The 15,674-nt window shown below is 73.0% G+C and carries 14 protein-coding genes and 1 pseudogene; 9 read left to right on the top strand and 6 right to left on the bottom strand.

Features of this window, described 5'->3' with window-relative positions:
- Positions 1-72 precede the first annotated feature (72 nt).
- Together ABZ990_RS22450 and ABZ990_RS22445 are read left to right on the top strand one after the other, a co-directional pair.
- Positions 73-1,362, top strand: coding sequence for a sensor domain-containing protein (locus ABZ990_RS22450; protein WP_361234257.1), 1,290 nt, complete (start codon positions 73-75; stop codon positions 1,360-1,362).
- A complete protein-coding gene (locus ABZ990_RS22445) occupies positions 1,362-2,006 on the top strand; it encodes a response regulator transcription factor (RefSeq protein ID WP_361234255.1) in 645 nt (214 codons plus the stop codon). Before ABZ990_RS22450 ends, ABZ990_RS22445 begins: the two co-directional genes overlap by 1 nt.
- Positions 2,007-2,219: 213 nt before the next feature.
- On the opposite strand, the gene lepB is transcribed toward ABZ990_RS22445, so the two are convergent.
- Complete coding sequence (gene lepB / locus ABZ990_RS22440; RefSeq protein WP_361234252.1) at positions 2,220-3,020, bottom strand: signal peptidase I; 801 nt, start codon at positions 3,018-3,020, stop codon at positions 2,220-2,222.
- A gap of 247 nt (positions 3,021-3,267) precedes the next feature.
- On the opposite strand from lepB, the gene ABZ990_RS22435 reads away from it, so the two are divergent.
- Positions 3,268-3,972, top strand: coding sequence for a pyridoxamine 5'-phosphate oxidase family protein (locus tag ABZ990_RS22435; protein ID WP_361234249.1), 705 nt, complete (start codon positions 3,268-3,270; stop codon positions 3,970-3,972).
- A gap of 201 nt (positions 3,973-4,173) precedes the next feature.
- Positions 4,174-4,533, top strand: coding sequence for a VOC family protein (locus ABZ990_RS22430; RefSeq protein ID WP_361234246.1), 360 nt, complete (start codon positions 4,174-4,176; stop codon positions 4,531-4,533).
- An 83-nt stretch (positions 4,534-4,616) separates the two neighbouring features.
- Here the strand turns inward: ABZ990_RS22430 and ABZ990_RS22425 are convergent, their stop codons facing one another.
- Both ABZ990_RS22425 and ABZ990_RS22420 read right to left on the bottom strand, forming a co-directional pair.
- Entirely contained in the window at positions 4,617-5,546 is a 930-nt protein-coding gene (locus tag ABZ990_RS22425) for a sigma factor-like helix-turn-helix DNA-binding protein (RefSeq protein WP_361234244.1), read from the bottom strand.
- A gap of 154 nt (positions 5,547-5,700) precedes the next feature.
- Complete coding sequence (locus ABZ990_RS22420) at positions 5,701-6,102, bottom strand: DUF6479 family protein (RefSeq protein WP_361234241.1); 402 nt, start codon at positions 6,100-6,102, stop codon at positions 5,701-5,703.
- A gap of 260 nt (positions 6,103-6,362) precedes the next feature.
- Here ABZ990_RS22420 and ABZ990_RS22415 point away from each other — a divergent pair, with 260 nt between their 5' ends.
- Positions 6,363-6,872, top strand: a complete 510-nt coding sequence (locus ABZ990_RS22415; protein WP_361234238.1) for a SigE family RNA polymerase sigma factor — start codon at positions 6,363-6,365, stop codon at positions 6,870-6,872.
- Between the two features lie 363 nt (positions 6,873-7,235).
- Positions 7,236-8,549, top strand: a complete 1,314-nt coding sequence (locus tag ABZ990_RS22410; protein WP_361234235.1) for a hypothetical protein — start codon at positions 7,236-7,238, stop codon at positions 8,547-8,549.
- Between the two features lie 732 nt (positions 8,550-9,281).
- On the opposite strand, the gene ABZ990_RS22405 is transcribed toward ABZ990_RS22410, so the two are convergent.
- The 3 genes from ABZ990_RS22405 to ABZ990_RS22395 form a co-directional block, all read right to left on the bottom strand.
- Positions 9,282-10,991 (bottom strand): bifunctional 3'-5' exonuclease/DNA polymerase, encoded by a 1,710-nt coding sequence (locus tag ABZ990_RS22405; protein ID WP_361234232.1) that lies wholly within the window; start codon positions 10,989-10,991, stop codon positions 9,282-9,284.
- 326 nt (positions 10,992-11,317) lie between these two features.
- The gene (locus ABZ990_RS22400; RefSeq protein WP_361234229.1) at positions 11,318-11,815 is read right to left on the bottom strand and encodes a hypothetical protein; all 498 of its coding nucleotides are present in this window, start codon (positions 11,813-11,815) and stop codon (positions 11,318-11,320) included.
- Between the two features lie 197 nt (positions 11,816-12,012).
- Positions 12,013-13,293, bottom strand: a complete 1,281-nt coding sequence (locus tag ABZ990_RS22395) for a LuxR C-terminal-related transcriptional regulator (protein WP_361234226.1) — start codon at positions 13,291-13,293, stop codon at positions 12,013-12,015.
- A gap of 263 nt (positions 13,294-13,556) precedes the next feature.
- On the opposite strand from ABZ990_RS22395, the gene ABZ990_RS22390 reads away from it, so the two are divergent.
- From ABZ990_RS22390 to ABZ990_RS22380, 3 genes and pseudogenes are all read left to right on the top strand, one after another.
- Positions 13,557-14,474 (top strand): NADP-dependent oxidoreductase, encoded by a 918-nt coding sequence (locus tag ABZ990_RS22390; protein ID WP_361234223.1) that lies wholly within the window; start codon positions 13,557-13,559, stop codon positions 14,472-14,474.
- A gap of 147 nt (positions 14,475-14,621) precedes the next feature.
- Positions 14,622-15,098 (top strand): hypothetical protein, encoded by a 477-nt coding sequence (locus ABZ990_RS22385; RefSeq protein WP_361234220.1) that lies wholly within the window; start codon positions 14,622-14,624, stop codon positions 15,096-15,098.
- Positions 15,099-15,163: 65 nt separating this feature from the next.
- Positions 15,164-15,673, top strand: a pseudogene (locus tag ABZ990_RS22380) (DUF4265 domain-containing protein).
- Position 15,674: the final 1 nt, after the last annotated feature.

The following is a 15,674-nucleotide window of genomic DNA, read 5'->3' as shown; positions in this document are numbered from 1 at the left end:
GGCCTTCCAACTGCCTGTACAGCGCGCTGTTGTGGCTGTGGCCGGCTCGCCCTGACGCGTACCGTGCGAGGCATGTCCTCCCTCGCCGTGAGCTCCCCGTCGCGGCCCGGGCCGCTCCGCCGCCTCCTCGACGGCCGGCCCTGGCGCGCGGCGCTGTACCTGCTCAGCAGCGTGCCGCTGGGCGCGGCCACCCTGCTCACGCTCGCGCTGCTGGCCGTGGTGGGCGGGGCGCTGAGCCTGATCGTCATCGGCCTCCCGCTGCTGCTCGTGCTCGTTCTCACGGGCATCCCGCTCGCCTCGCTGGAGCGCCGCAGGCTGCGCCTGATCGACCCCGAACCGATCGCCGACCCGCACCGCGACCCCGACCGCACCGGCCTCGCCGCCTGGCTGCGCACCCGTCTGCGGGAGCGCGCCACCTGGCGTGAGCTGGCGTACGCGGTGCTCTTCGGCTTCCTGCTGTGGCCCCTGGAAGCGCTGGTTGTGGGCTTCGTGCTTGCCGTGTGCGGGGGGCTGATCGCGACTCCGGTGATGCTGGCGATCGACGGCGAGGAGGCCAGGGTCCTCAAGATCTGGATCGTGGAGAGCCGGCCGGCGGCGCTCGGGCTCGCTCTGGCCGGGGTGCTGCTGGTGGCCGTCTTCGCGTATCCGGTCCGGGCGGCGGCTGCGGGACGCGCGGCCCTGACCCGCTTCCTGCTGTCCTCCCCGGAAGGGGAACTGGACAGCCGGATCCTGGAGTTGGGCAGATCGCGAGTGCGGCTCGTGGACGCCTTCGAGGCCGAGCGGCGCCGTATCGAGCGCGATCTGCACGACGGGGCGCAGCAACGGCTCGTCGCCCTGTCCATGACGCTCGGCCTGGCCCGGCTCGAAGCGCCCGGGGCACCCCTGGACGGACTGCTCGCCAAGGCGCACGACGACGCGGCCGCCGCCCTCGTCGAGATCAGGGAACTCATCCGCGGCATCCATCCCCAAGTCCTCACCGACCGAGGCCTCGTGGCGGCCGTCGACGACCTCGCGGACCGTTCGGTGATCCCCGTCGACGTCGACTTCGACCTGCCCGTCCGCCCCGTCGAAGCGGTCGAGACGGCCGTGTACTTCGCTGTGGGCGAGGGCCTTGCCAACGTCGCCAAGCACAGCGGCGCGAGCCGCGCCGCCGTACGCGGCCGGCTGGAGAAGGGGACGCTGGTGGTGGAGGTCGAGGACGACGGTCGCGGAGGGGCCGGCACCGACCGCGGCACGGGCCTGCAGGGCGTGGCCGATCGCGTCTCGGTGCTCGACGGGCGGCTGCTAGTGTCCAGTCCGCCCGGCGGCCCCACCCTGCTGCGCCTTCAAGTGCCGTGTCCGCCCGCTAGATTGAGGAACTGATGCTGCGCGTCGTGCTGGCCGAGGACAGCGTTCTGCTCCGCGACGGCCTGATCGGCCTCCTGGAACGCTTCGGTCACCGGGTCGTCGCCGCCGTCGGCACCGCCGGCGACCTCGTCGCGGCCGTCGCGGAACACGGCCCCGACGTCGTCGTGACCGACGTCCGGATGCCGCCCGGCTTCTCCGACGAGGGACTGCGTGCCGCCATCGAACTGCGCCGGCACCGGCCCGGGTTGCCCGTCCTCGTGCTCAGCCAGTACGTCCAGCGCAGCTACGCGGAGGACCTGCTGGACTCCTGCGACGGCTCTGGCCTCGGCTACCTCCTCAAGGAACGCATCGGTCACGTCGAGGAGTTCGTCGACGCCGTGCGCCGGGTCGCCGAAGGGGACACGGTCGTCGACCCCGAGGTCGTACGGCAGCTGATCCGGCACCGCCGCGACCCGCTGGCCCGGCTGACCGCCCGCGAGCAGGAGGTGCTCGCGCTGATGGCCCAGGGCAAGTCCAACGCGTCGATCGCGGCGACGCTGGTGGTCGGCGAGGGCACGGTCAGCAAGCACTTCGGCTCCATCCTGACCAAGCTCGACCTGTCGCTCGACGATTCGACCAACCGCCGCGTCCTCGCGGTCCTCGCGTACCTCCGCGGCTGACCCGGAGCCGTTCGGCGGCACGTCATGACGGCACCCCATGGTGAAGGCAACGGATGCTGAAGACAGCGGATGGTGACGGCAGTTCAGCTCGGCCATGTGCCGTGGCACCTCGTGACGAAGCCCGGACCGGTTGTCCGGTCCGGGCTTTCGGCGGAGGTGATCCGTCAGAGGCGATTCGTCAGGGGTGGCTCGGCGGGCGGTGCGGTGTGCGGCTCAGTGAGCGGGGGCGAGGTCCGGCTGCTTGAACGTGTCCGGTACCGGCAGCGTGGACCAGTGGGTGATCGGCCAGGCGACGACGACGGCGCGGCCCACGACATCCGACAGCGGCACCATGCCGCCGTTCTTGTCGGTCTGGTGGTAGCGGGAGTCGGCCGAACTCTGCCGGTGGTCGCCCATCACCCAGATCCGGTCGTTCGGCACGGTCACCTTGAACTGACCGGGTTCGTCCGAGCTGCACGGGGTGTTGCCGGCATAGACGTACGGCTCGGAGAGCGGCTTGCCGTTCACCTTCAGCGGGCCGGTACCCGAGCACTCGATCGTGTCGCCGGCGACGCCGATGACCCGCTTGATCAGATGCTGTTCGCCGGCCGCAGGCATCAGCCCGATGAAGCTGAGGAACTTCTGCGCCGCGTTGGGATCCGGCACCGGATTGCCCAGCAGCCAGTTGTCCGGATCGCGGAAGACCACGACCTCCCCGCGATCGGGCTCGGAACCGAACCAGGGGGTGAGTTTGTCGACCAGCACCCGGTCGTCCACCTGAAGGGTGTTCTGCATCGAGCCAGAGGGGATCAGGAACGCCTGCAGCAGAAACGTCTTGATCAGGAAGGCCAGGCCCAGTGCGATCACGACGAGGAACGGCAGTTCCTGCCACATCGGCCGTTTCCGCTTGGCCTCCGCTCCGCGTCCGCGCTTCCGGCCGCGTCCGTGCCCGTCTCCGGGAGCGTCGGCCTCTTCGGCGGGTCCGCCCTCCGGGCCGTCCCGCCCGTCCCGGGCGTCGATCACCACGTCCCCCATGTCATTCCTCCGCATCCGCGCTGTGCCGAACTCCTGCCGTAGGGATCGAGCCTATGCCCGCACCGCCCGGAACCGGGCCCGCCATTTGTCTCTTCACCACGTACGAGTGATGCGCGAGTGACCCGCCGGGGCGGCCGGGGCGGCGGAGCCGGACCCGTAGGGGAAGTGTTCGGAAGGCGCTTCCTTAGGATGCCTCCGGCCGCGCGCGGTTGGCGCGCGGAGTGCGGGTGGTGAGGAAGGGGTGGGCATGGAGCAGGAGTTGGAGGTCACCGAGCGGACCCGGCTGCGGCGGATGCGGGAGAAGGGAAGCCATCGGAGGGCCGATCTGGACGCGGTGCTCGGGGCCGGATTCCTTTGTCATCTCGGGGTCGTCGTCGACGGGGCACCGATGGTGGTGCCGACGGTGTACGGAGTGGACGGGGACCGCGTCTACGTCCACGGGTCGGTCGCGAGCCGCAGCCTCGTACGGGCGCCCGGCGCGGTGGTGTGCCTGAGCGTCACGCATGTGGACGGGCTGGTCCTGGCACGCTCGGTGTTCGAACACGGGGTGAACTACCGCAGCGCGATGATCTACGGCGTGCCGCGTCTCGTGACCGACCCGGAAGAGAAGCTGAGCGGGCTGCGCGCGCTGACCGAGCAGTCCGCGCCGGGGCAGTGGGAGTACGTACGGCAGCCGAGCCGCAAGGAACTGGCCGCGACCGCGCTGCTCGCGCTCGACCTGGCCGAGGCGTCCGTGAAGGTGGCGAGCGGGCCGCCGGACGACGGGGAGGGGCCGGACGCGGAGCTGGGGGTGTGGGCCGGGGTGCTGCCGCTGGTCACACGGTTCGGGGCGCCGGTCGCCGATCCGCTGCTGCCGGCCGGGATCGAGCCGCCCGCGCACATCGCGGAGCGGGCGGGGACGGTATTCGGCGGGGTGGCGGGGGGAGGGGCGCGGGAGGAACAGGGGGCGTAGGGGCGTACGCAGGAGGCGGCGGGGCTTGTACGGGGCGTGCGGGGTGTGTGGGGGCGCGCAGGGCGCGTGGGGTGACGTTGTCCGGCCGGACGGCGGTGTCCGGGCGCCCCGGGTGGCCGGGGCTGTGCCATGACTGAGGGAGGGGAGGAGGACGAGGGCGCCGGCGGCAGCGCCGGGCGACAGGAAGGAACACCCACCCCCATGACCACGACCATGAGCATGAACACCGTGATCTATCCGGTGAAGGACCTGGAGCGGGCGAAAGCCCTGTTCACCGCTCTGCTCGGGACCGGGCCGAGCGTGGACCAGCCGTATTACGTCGGGTTCGACGCCGGAGGGCGGCATTTCGGGCTCGACCCGCAGGGACACGGCAAGGGGCTGACCGGAGCGGTGCCGTTCTGGGACGTCGACGACCTTCCCGGCACGCTGGAGGCGCTGCTCGCCGCCGGGGCGCGGACCGTGCAGGAAGTGCAGGACGTGGGGGGTGGGATGCGGATCGCCACGGTGAAGGACGCCGACGGGAACATGTTCGGGCTGCGGAGCGGTCCGGCGGCGGCGTAAGCGCAGGTGCGGCGGCCTGGGGTGGCAGCGTGCCGGTGAGCCAGTGCCCGGGTGATCTCGGTGTTTCAGCGGGTGGGGTCTAGTTAGTGTGCGGGCTCGGTTTCGGGTGTCAGCCGGAGCCGGGACAGATGGGCGGGGTCGGCGAGGGCGTCGACGGCCGTGATCCGGTCGTCGAGGACGGTGAACGCGAAGACCGTCCGCGGCGTCCCGTCCGGGGCCGCCCGCACCAGGCCCGCCAAGCCGTCCACCGAGGCGGGCAGGGCTGCCTTCGCCCGGTCCGCGAGGGTCCGTGCCACCGCGCGTGCGCCGTGCGCGGGCGGGGGCGCGCCGGTGTCCGAACGCAGGACGACATCAGGGTCGAGCAGGGCGTGCAGCGCCGCGAGATCGCCGCCGCGGGCGGCGGAGCGGAACGCGGCGACGGCGATGCGCTGGCGCTCGGGGTCGGGCTCCGGCATCTTCTCCGTGCCTTCGAGACGCCGCCGGGCCCGGGTGTCCAGGCGGCGGGTGGCGACGGGCGTGCGTTCGATGATCGGGGCGATCTCCTCGTAGGGCAGGGCGAACTCGTCGTGAAGGACGAAGACGACCCGCTCGGAGGGCGTCAGGGCGTCGAGGGTGGCCAGATCGTCCTGGACGTCCTGGACGTCCGTGTCGCCGGGGTGGTGGTGACGGCTCTCCGGCCAGGCGCGGTCCCAGGGGTCGCGGGGGACGGGGCGCAGGGATTCCCTGGCGCGCAGAAGTTCCAGGCAGGCGCGGGTGAGCTCGGCGGGGGCCGTCGCCGGGGTGGCGGCGGGGCGGGCCCGGGACACCGCCCGCACCGCCTGCGCGGCCTCCTCCGGGGAGCCGAGCAGACGGTGGGCGAGCGCGAGGAGACGGGGGCCGCGGGCGAGGGCGCCGGAGCCTGCGCTTCCTTCCGTGCCGACTGCGCCGCCGGCCTTGTCGGCCGCGTCGGGCGCGCCCGACGCGCCTGCCGTGCTCGCGGTGCCGGCCGTTTCCGTCGTCTTCGCGGTGCTCATCGGGTTCGCCGCCTTCGCCGAGGGGGTCGCCGGGTGGGGGTGGGGTCTGTCCTCTGGGGGCAGGCTGGATCCGTTGAACCGGCCCGGGCCGGTCAGGACGGATCAGGTCCGACCCGGGCCGGACCTGGGCCGGACCCGGGAGCCGGGAGCCGGATCAGTCGCCGTGGCCCGGTCCGCCGCTGCCGAAGCCGCCGCTGGAGATACCGCCCCACTTGCGCTTCTCCTCGCTCGGGGGGTCGGGTGAGGTCTCGGTGCCGGACGTGCCGCCGTCCTTCAGCTGGTACGGCATCAACCGGTGCTCGCCGTCGGTGTGCGGCATCTCGGCCGGGCGGCGGTACTCGGACATCTCCCCGGGCGGCCGTTCGGTCTCCGGCCGGTGCGGCTGGGTCTCGGGGTCGGGGGGCGGGAGCTCCCGGTTCTTGATCCAGATCCCGAAGGCGAACGCGCCGATCAGGACGAGGACCAGGATCAGACCGGCGAGGACCTGGGCGAGTCCGGATTCCCAGACACCGTGGGCCAGGGTGACCGGGGCGGAGCCCGTAAGGAAAGTGTTCATATCGACATGATTACTCCTTTTCGCCCTCTTTGCCTTGGTGAGGGGCGGGGCCTCCGAGGCCGTCAGGGCTCCCGAGGTCCAGGGGCGGCCGGGGCCCACGGGCGGGGCGGGGAGCGACAGGGGAGGCGGCGGGGCGGAAAGCGGAGGGGCGCAAAACCGGGCTGAAACATTTCCCGTGGGCCACCGCGTCAATGAGGTGAGGGCGCGAAACAAGCGAACGTGCCACAGCGACGGAGGGGAGGGGCATGAAGGGGAGGGGGATGAAGCAGTCTCGCGCGGACGGGTTTCTGGAATTCGCTTCTGCCCGCTCGGGGCATCTGTACCGGTCGGCATGTCTTCTGACCAGCGGCGACACTCATCTCGCCGAGGATCTGGTGCAGGAGACTCTGGGCCGGATGTACGCCCTGTGGGGTCGGATCGGCCGGGTGGGCAATCCCGCGGGGTACGCGCAGACCGTGCTGATACGGACCTTCCTCAGCCACCGCAGACGACGCTCGGCCACCGAGCGTCCGCTTGGAGAGCTGCCCGACCGGGCTCCGGACGGCGGCGAGGATCCCGCCTTGCGGGTCGCCCTGCTCGACGCCCTCGCCGGGCTCGCGCCCAAGGACCGGGCGGTGGTGGTGCTGCGGTACTGGGAGGACCGCAGCATTGAGGAGACCGCGGACGCCATGCACGTCAGCACGGCGGCCGTCCGCACCCGCTCCACGCGCGCCCTGGCGAAACTGCGGGAGCGGCTGGGCGGCAACGTCGCCGAGCTGGTCGCCCGCTGACCCGTTTCCCGCTCGTTCCCGCTCGCTGCTCCCCTTCGGTGAACACGGCCTCGGTCCCGGCCCTGGCCCCGGCCCCTGGCCGCGGGCTTCGGCGGGGTGTCGCCACCGGTGCCCGGGGTCGGATGGAGCGAAGCGGCCGGGGCGGTGCCGTCCTGATGGCGTCCTCCTGATGACGTCCTCGTCCCGGCGGCACAGACGCCCGTCACGGCTCTTGTCCGGCCCGGCCGTACGTCGCACCACCCGCACGCACTTCACCGACCGCACCCACCGCGGGATTCGCACCACCCCGCACCACCTGTGCGACACCACGCTTTCGCACCTCGCCCTGACTTTCACTTCTGGACCCGGAACGGTGATCCCACCATGCCTGACCACAAAGACCACGATGTGACGAAGACCCGATTCGAAGAGGAACTGAGCGAGGCCCTGCGCCGTGCCGGCGAGGGCTTCGAGGCCGACGACCGCCGCGGACTCGCCGCGGGCGGTCTCGTCCGCGGGCGCCGGCAGCTGCTCCGCCGTCGCGCGGCGACGATGGGAGGTGTGCTCGCGCTCGCCGCGGTCAGCGTGGGCGGGGTGTACGGCGGGTCCCTGCTCGGCGCCGGCCACGAGCGCGTCTCCGCCGCCGGCACCGGCGGCTCGGCTCGCGGTGGCGGAAGCGTCGATGGCGCGACGAGCGTGGCTGGCGAGCCCGCCGGAACGCCGGTCACCGGCGCTGATGTCGCCGCCGTCCTCCAGGCCAACACGCCTGCGGGGAAGTGGACGTTCGACGACCTGCACGGCAGCGACGCAACGTTCGCCACCGGTGTCTACGACGACGGCAAGGGCAAGGCCGGCGTCTCCGTCGGCCTCCGCCGGGTGGAGACGGCCGGGCGGGGCGAGGCGGGCCGGGATCTGGTGACCTGTCCGGACCGGGTGGTCACGCCGTACGACGACTGCACCGAGAAGGCGCTGCCCGGCGGTAGCCGGCTGATGATCTTCCAGGGGTACGAGTACCCGGACAAGCGGGTCCTCACCAAGAACTGGCGCGCGGTCCTGCTCACCAAGGACGGCTTCGTCATCGACGCGAGCGAGTACAACGCGCCGACGGAGAAGGACTCCGCGATCAGCCGCGAGAACCCGCCGTTCGACCCGACCCAGCTCAGGGCACTGGTCACGGCGGACGGCTGGCACCCGCTGCTGGAGAAGTTGAAGCAGCCGGGCAAGAACGACGGCAAGCCGACCGCCGACCCGTCCGCCCCGGTACACGAGGAACTGGACACCACCCGGGTGACGGCGATGCTTCGGTCGCTGCTGCCCCACGGGCACGGACTGAAGGTCGTCGGCCAGGGCTCGGGCTATCTGATCGTCGACGACGGCGCCGGCCGGAGTTTCGTCCAGGTCAATGTCCAGGAGGACATGGGGTCGGTCCGGGACGATCTCTTCTCGGGCGACGGTGTCACCACCGAACCCGATGGCACCCTCGTGAAGGTCACCAAGCAGGCCGGAGAGAAGGGTGTCGAGGGCTCCGTCTGGTGGATGGCGGACACCATGACCAAGGACGGCTTCCGGGTCGTCGTCTCCGCCTTCAACGCCGGCAGCCAGCTCGAGGCGCCGACCCGCCCTGAGCCCGCTCTGACCACCGCGCAGCTGAAGGGGATAGCCACCAACCTCAAGTGGCGCACCCTGGCCCAGGGATAACGCGCCGGCGCGGAGACGATTCCGACCAGCCAGGCCGGCCCGACTGGACCGGGCGACTGGGCCGACAGTCCGGATTAGACCGGGCCGGCCCGGCCCGGAATGGACTGGCCCGAGTCCCGGGCCCGAGTCCCGGGCCCGAGTCCCGGGCCCGAGTCCCGGGCCCGAGTCCCGGGCCCGGCCCCCGGCCCGGCCTCAGTCCCAGGCCGGCTCCCGATCTGGTCGGGGCAGGAGAAAGCTGGACCTGCCCCGGCTTACCCGGTCAGGACCGGTCCTGACCGGTCCTGGAGCGACTGGGCTGGCAGGTCCGACCTGCTAGGTCCCGGCCAGGTCAGCCTGGCCGGCCTGACCTGGCCGGGTCCGAGCGGCCTGGTCAGGTTGGGGGACGAGTTCGATTGGTCGGGCTCGGCGTGATCGCAGACGGCCCCTCAGGTGCTTTCGGACAGGTCGTTCTCGACTCGCTTGATCTCTTGTCCGGTTGGGCGTGGATGCCTGGCGGGGCGGGAGCGGACGGGGCAGGGACGGTCCAGCGCTGAGGGCATCACACGGCTTGCTGCCCGATGCGGGGTCGCCAGACCTGATTCGGCCTGGGACAGGGGCGGTTCGGATGGGCAGGGGGCGGCCTGGTCCGGTTATGCCCCTGGCTTCCGTCCGCCTGGTCCCGGGCTGACGGGGACTGGAAGCTACCGCAGCACGAAGGTGGGGGGCGGAGGGGGCGGGGGCGGGGGAAAGGCCCTACTTCGCGTCCGAGTAGCGCTGAACCGTGGCCGTCGTGAACGGGAAGCGGACCGGCGTCTCGCCGAAGGCGATGCGTCCCGCCTCGTCGCCGGCCGCGCGGATCGCGGCCGTGACGGCCTTGGTTTCCTCGGCCGGGCAGTGCACGATCACCTCGTCGTGCTGGAAGAAGACCAGCTCGGCCCGCAGACCGGCGGTGGCGCGGCGCAGGGCGGCCAGCATGAGCAGGGCCCAGTCGGCGGCGCTGCCCTGGACGACGAAGTTGCGGGTGAAGCGGCCCCGGGCGCGGGCGTCGGAGGAGGCGTATCCGGGGGTGTACTGCTCCGGTCCGTCCTCCCGGGACGTAGCGGCCGGGAGATCCTGCGGCAGGCCGGCCTCGCCCGGGCCGTCGTCGTCGGCGCTGACCGCGCGCGGGCTGGTCCGGCCGAGCCAGGTGCGGACGAGCCGGCCCTCCTCGCCGGCCCGGGCCGCGTCGTCCACGTAGGCCACGGCGCGGGGGAAGCGGCGGCGGAGAGCCGCGAGGTTCTTGAGGCCGTCGCCGCTGGTCTGCCCGTAGATCGCGCCGAGCAGGGCCAGTTTGGCGTGGTCGCGGTCGCCGGAGAAGGCGCGGTCGGACAGCCGGGTGTACAGGTCGTCCGGGTGCCCGGCGACCTCCATCAGACCAGGGTCGCGGGAGATCGCGGCGAGGACCCGGGGTTCCATCTGGTCGGCGTCGGCGACGACGAGCCGCCAGCCCTCGTCGGCGACCACCGCCTGCCGGATGACCTTGGGGATCTGGAGCGCCCCGCCGCCGTTGGTGGTCCAGCGGCCGCTGACGGTGCCGCCGGGCAGGTACTCGGGGCGGAAGCGGCCGTCGCGGACCCAGTCCGCGAGCCACGACCAGCCGTGCGCCGTCCAGATCCGGTACAGCGTCTTGTACGCGAGGAGCGGGGCGACCGCAGGGTGGTCGACGTCCTGCAGTTCCCAGCGCCGGGTGGAACGCACCCGGATCCCGGCCCCCGCGAACGCCCGGACGACGTCGGCGGGCAGGTCGGGCCGCACCCGGCGGCCGAACGCGGCGGACACCTCGTCGGCCAGTTCCGCGAGCCGGCGGGGCTCGCCGCCGCCCGTGTACCGCTCGCCGAGCAGCCCGTGGAGCACCTCCCGGTGCACATCGGCCCGCCAGGGCAGTCCTGCCCGGTGCATCTCGGCGGCCACCAGCATGCCCGCCGACTCGGCCGCCGTCAGCAGTCGCATCCGTCCCGGGTGCTCGGCCCGGTCGTGCCGGCGCTGCTGCTCCGCGTACACCTCGAGCAGGGAGTCGAAGGGGAGCGGGGCGGCGGCCCGCGGTTCGAACAGCGAGTCCTGCGCCGCCGCGCTCTCCGCCTGCCGGACGGGCGGGTCGGGCGGCACCGGCGCGTGGTGCAGCCGTGCCCAGGACGCGGCGGCCGAGCGGGGCTCGCCCAGGCGGCCCTCGTGGCCGAGGAGGAGCTGTTCGGCGGCTTCGATGTCGTAGCACCGTTCGACCCGCACTCCGGCGGCGAGCAGCCGGGGGTACACCTCGGCGGAGTTGCGCCACACCCAGCGGGTCACATCCGGCCGCGCTCGCACGGCCGCCGCCAGATCGGGCTCGCGCCGTACGTCACCGGCGGGCAGCCCGTCGCCCCCGAGCGGTACGAGCAGCGCCCCGCCGCCCTCCGGCTCGGGCGCGACGGCCCACCTTTCGTTCACACGAGCGAGTCTGGCACCCGCCACTGACAATCCGGCGGTGCGTGGAGTCGCGTCGTGCCGGAGGGGGCCCGGGAGGTCTGCCCGGGCTGCCCCGCCGCTTCACCGGACTCGCCTGCCTGCTCGGCCGCCTCACCGCCCGCCTGTTCGCTCCGTCCGCCCCCCGCCCGGCCAGTGGGCTGTGGGGCCACAGCCCACTGGCCACGTCCGAGCGGCGCGTACCTGACTACGGTCCTGCCGGCGTGGACTCGGCGACGGCCGAGGCGGTTCGGCCGTGTCCTCGGGCGTCTGGTCGTCCTGTTGCCGGAGAGCTGTCCTGCCACGACCGCTCACGGCTCCGGGAACGGTGGGGTGCCGTCCATCACCCGCAACAACTTCCGGGCAGCCATCGCCTCCTCCGGCCTGGAGGAGGCGACACGTTCAATGACCGGCCGTCCCGTGGCCACGGCTGTTCTTGCGGCCGTCTCCCAGCCGGTTTGCCGCCGGCGGTTCGCATCGCGCTCGCGGTGGGGGATTGAGGCGGCGGAGTGCCACTGGTCGGCCCGGTAGATGCTTCCCAGAAGATCCAACAACTCTGCCCTGCAGGCCACTTGGGGTGACCCGGCCAGTTCGAGAAGGAACGGGACCGTGGGAGCCGTCGCCTCGCCGCCGACGAACCCCAGTGCGCAGATGGCGTCGCCGAGGTCGTCGATGGCCGTGCGGGCGGTGTCCTCGTCCCCATAGGCGATCCGGCGCAGCAGCGGAGGAATGCCGCCGGCCCCGGCCCCCGTCGCATCGCGCAGCTCCGCCCAGTGGATCGCGGAGAGGCTCCTCAACAGACTTCCCACGCTCTGCTCCTCTTCGGGATCTCGCGCCGGTTCGGCGGTGCCGTCGGCAGGGCGCGACTACGGATGCGGCTACGGATGCGACTACGGACGCGACTACGGGCGTGAATACGGGTGCGGCTACGGGTGAGGACCCGACCAGGCGGCCCGTGACCGGATGGTGGCCCGCCCGGCTTGTTGCGACCCGTCGCCCTCCCCCGCTACGCGGCCTGGTGGAAGAGGGCGGCGGCTTCGCCGCGGGAGGCGACGCCCAGTTTGGTGAGGATGTTGGCGACGTGGAACTTCACCGTGGACTCGCTGATGTGCAGGTCCTCGGCGATACGGCGGTTGCGGTGGCCGCGGGCCAGGTGGCCGAGCACCTCCACCTCGCGTTCGCCGAGCCCGATCAGCGGGTCCAGCGCGCCGGCCGGGGAATCCGGGAGCGCGAGGGGGACGGTGGCCGTGATCGTGGTGCCCCAGCCGGGGACTGCGTCGACGGTGAGGCCCCCGCCGAGGACCTCGAGCCGGTCGGAGACGCTGCCCGCGCCGAGCGGGCAGGCGTCCAGGAGGCCGGGCCCGTCGTCCCGGATCGAGGCGAGGAGTTCGTGCTCGGTCACCGTCCAGCCGACCCGGACCCGGGAGACGGACTCCTGGTCGAGGACGATGAGCAGCAGCGCGCGGACGACGGCCCGGACGCCGTGCGCCACGTCGCCGGGCAGGGTGCGGTCGGCGGACGGGCCCTCGGGCGGGGCGAGTTCGAGCCGTACGGGGGAGTGCCGCAGCATCGGGCGCAGGCCGTCCGCGAGCCGGGCGAAGGACTCGGTGGCCCGTTCCCCGGCGATCGACCGGTCGCGCAGCGACTCGGCCCGCAGCTCGGCCAGTGCCGATACGGCGAGTTCGGTGGCGGTGGCCCGGGCGACGTTGTCGTCCAGAGCGCGGCTGCGCAGCACTCCGAGCACCCCGGACAGCGCGGCGGCGTGCGCGGTGCTCAGCTCTGCCGTGACCCGCGCCCGGGTGTCGGCGGCGGCCCGGGAACGGGCCAGCGCCCCCGGCATCGCCTCCGTGGCGAACCGGTCGAAGTGGCTGGTGACCAGGTCCCACAGCAGCTGCGTCAGGGCGAGTGCGGGCGGGTCCGCCGGGGCGGCGCCGTCCTCCCGTACGAGGACGAGGACCGAGCCGCGGGGAGTGGCGTCGCTCCGTACCGCCACCACCTCCCGCTCCGCCCCGCCGATGGTCGCGCGTCCCTGCCAGGGGTGGCCGGCGGCGGGGCCGTGGGCGTAGAGCGGTTCCAATTCCGCTGCGGTGACTGGGAGTTCGGGACCGCCCACGTACTTGAACGGCGAGTGGGCGCAGTGCGTGGAGAGTTCGGCCGCCGCATGGTGCGGGATCAGCGGTTCCAGGACCTCGGACAGGCGTGGCAGGACCGTGCCCAGCGGGCGGCCGATCACGTCGCGGGCGGCCAGCAGGGCGTCGGTCGCGGTGAGTTCCAGAGCCGTTTCCATGAGCTTCAGCGTAGGCATCGGCGGGCCGTTCGGCTCTCCTTTCGGACAGGTGCGACTGTCCGTTCGGGTGGCGGAGCCGGGGTGGTGTGCGACGGAAGCTTGAGGCAGCCGAGGAGATCGGCGAAAGAGATCACCGGGAGTGGCGCGGCGCACGACGGGCCGCGCGGATCAACAGCTCGGCGGATCAAGGGAGTCGTCCGTCACGGACGGCGAAGGAGGAGCGGCGGGCGAACCGTCGCCGACGACCCACGGGGGAGCGGAACATGGAAGCGATCGTGTACGAGGAGTTCGGCGGCGCCGACGTACTGCGGCACGAGTCCGAGGTGGCCCTGCCGGTGCCCGGCCCCGGCGAGGTGCGGGTGAAGACGGCCGCGGTGGGCGTCAACCCGGTGGACTGGAAGCGGCGTTACGGCTGGGTCGAGCTGTTCTACCCGACCACCTTCCCGGCTGTCCCGGGACTCGAGTTCGCGGGAACGGTCGACGCGGTCGGCGACGGCGTGACCGAATACGCCGTCGGCGACGAGGTGTTCGGCTGGAGCGCGACCGGCGCGTACGCCGAGTACGCGATCGCCGACATCGTCGCCCCCAAGCCCGCCGGTCTGTCCTGGGAGCACGCGGTGGCCATCCCGGTCGCGGGCGAGACCGCCCAGCGGGTTCTCGACGCGCTCGGCGTGCGTGAGGGCGAGACCCTGCTGCTGCACGGGGCGGCGGGCGCCGTCGGCTCGGTGGCCGTCCAGTTGGCGGTCGCGGCCGGTGTGATGGTGATCGGTACGGCCTCGGAGCGCAACCACGCGTTCCTGCGTGAACTGGGCGCGATCCCGGTGACGTACGGGGACGGGCTCGCCGACCGGGTCCGCGCGGCGGCCCCGCGGGGCGTCGACGCGGTCTTCGACGCCGCCGGCCACGACACGCTCCCGGTCTCGATCGAGCTGCTCGGCGGCGACACCTCTCGTATCGTCACCATCGCCGCCGCGGACGCGGACGCGCACGGTGTGGTCTTCTCCGGCGTCCGCGTGGCCGACGACCTCGCCCGCCGCTGGCTGGCCGAGCACGCCCGCCTGGCCGTCGAAGGCCGGCTCCGGCTCGACGTCGCGGAGGTCCTGCCGCTGAAGGACGCAGCACGCGCCCAGGAGTTGAGCGAGTCGGGGCACACCCGGGGCAAGATCGTGCTGGTGCCGTAGCGCGTCGCGCGTCCGGCATGTACGAGGCCCGGGGAGCGGGGAGCGGGGAGCGGGGGACAGGGGCAGGGCCGGGCTTGGGCCCCGATCCGGACGCCGACCCGGACCTCGGCTCCGGCCCGGCCTCGGGCGTACTGGAAGGGGAACCGTATGACCAGGGAAGAGAACGAGATGTTCGTGCTGCCGCGCGGTGCCACGGGCTTCTTCCGACCCGGGGACGGGCCGCTTCCGGAGACCGACCCGCGGGCCTTCCGGGCGGCGCTGCACACGGCGGCCCGGGTGGCCGGCGGCCGGGTGGGCGAGGTGGAGGAGCAGGCGCACCCGCGTACGTTCCATACGGCGGTCGTCGAGGGGGCGGACGGGCCCGTCGTCGTTCTCTGTCACGCCCACCACCCGTGGATCGCCTTCGCCCGGGAGCAACGGGACTGGTACACCGAGGAGTTCCTCGCGCCGCCGCCCTGGGCCGGGGCCTTCGCCGATCGGGGATTCACCGTGCTCGACCACGCGCTGCTCGCGCGGCCGCTCCCCGAGGTCGACACCTCGGTCCTGAGCGTCGGTGAGTGGCGTGGGGTCCGCCTCTACGGCATCACCACACTGGGCGGCGTGCTCTTCAACGCGTGGGACTGAGGCCCCGGAAGGCCGCCGTAGTACCCGTGGCCGGGGCGCGGCGGGCGGCTGATTACGCTCGCCCGATGGACACGATCCCTGCCGCCCTCACCACTCTGGCCGCCGCCCCCGCCGACCGCATCAAGGTCTGGTTCCGCTTCGTTCCGCGCGAAGGGTGACTGCCGCAGGACACGGAGGGGTTGTGGGCGCTCCCGGTGGGCCCGGGCACGGCCCGGGTGGTCAATGTGCCGTTCCTGCAGGACGGGGTGGCCGAGGGGGACGTGGTCCGGTACGTGACGGACGGCGAGGGCCTGCACTGGGCCACGGGCCGGGAGACGGCCTCGGGCAACGTCGCGATCCGGGTCCTCCCCGTGCCCGGCGGCCCGCTCGGCCCGAGCGCGCGGGCGGTGGGGGAACGGTTCGCGCCCTACGGCCTCGGCGGGGAATCGTTGAGTGCGGAGTTCCCGCTGGTGGCGCTGACCGTGCCGGCCGGAGCGCCGATGGCCGGGATCAAGGAGCTGCTCGCACGCGGTACGCGTGAGGGCTGGTGGCACTGGGAGACCGGATGTGCCACGGACGCCTGGAACGCGGTATGAC

Source organism: Streptomyces sp. NPDC046203 (genome assembly GCF_040646255.1).
Lineage (GTDB): Bacteria > Actinomycetota > Actinomycetes > Streptomycetales > Streptomycetaceae > Streptomyces.
This window is presented reverse-complemented; position numbering and strand designations above follow the sequence as displayed.

Coding starts and splice junctions, on each gene's coding strand:
- ABZ990_RS22450 (WP_361234257.1), top strand. CDS start 73: ATGTCCTCCCTCGCCGTGAGCTCCCCGTCGCGGCCCGGGCCGCTCCGC.
- ABZ990_RS22445 (WP_361234255.1), top strand. CDS start 1,362: ATGCTGCGCGTCGTGCTGGCCGAGGACAGCGTTCTGCTCCGCGACGGC.
- lepB (WP_361234252.1), bottom strand. CDS start 3,020: ATGGGGGACGTGGTGATCGACGCCCGGGACGGGCGGGACGGCCCGGAG.
- ABZ990_RS22435 (WP_361234249.1), top strand. CDS start 3,268: ATGGAGCAGGAGTTGGAGGTCACCGAGCGGACCCGGCTGCGGCGGATG.
- ABZ990_RS22430 (WP_361234246.1), top strand. CDS start 4,174: ATGACCACGACCATGAGCATGAACACCGTGATCTATCCGGTGAAGGAC.
- ABZ990_RS22425 (WP_361234244.1), bottom strand. CDS start 5,546: ATGAGCACCGCGAAGACGACGGAAACGGCCGGCACCGCGAGCACGGCA.
- ABZ990_RS22420 (WP_361234241.1), bottom strand. CDS start 6,102: ATGAACACTTTCCTTACGGGCTCCGCCCCGGTCACCCTGGCCCACGGT.
- ABZ990_RS22415 (WP_361234238.1), top strand. CDS start 6,363: ATGAAGCAGTCTCGCGCGGACGGGTTTCTGGAATTCGCTTCTGCCCGC.
- ABZ990_RS22410 (WP_361234235.1), top strand. CDS start 7,236: ATGCCTGACCACAAAGACCACGATGTGACGAAGACCCGATTCGAAGAG.
- ABZ990_RS22395 (WP_361234226.1), bottom strand. CDS start 13,293: ATGGAAACGGCTCTGGAACTCACCGCGACCGACGCCCTGCTGGCCGCC.
- ABZ990_RS22390 (WP_361234223.1), top strand. CDS start 13,557: ATGGAAGCGATCGTGTACGAGGAGTTCGGCGGCGCCGACGTACTGCGG.
- ABZ990_RS22385 (WP_361234220.1), top strand. CDS start 14,622: ATGACCAGGGAAGAGAACGAGATGTTCGTGCTGCCGCGCGGTGCCACG.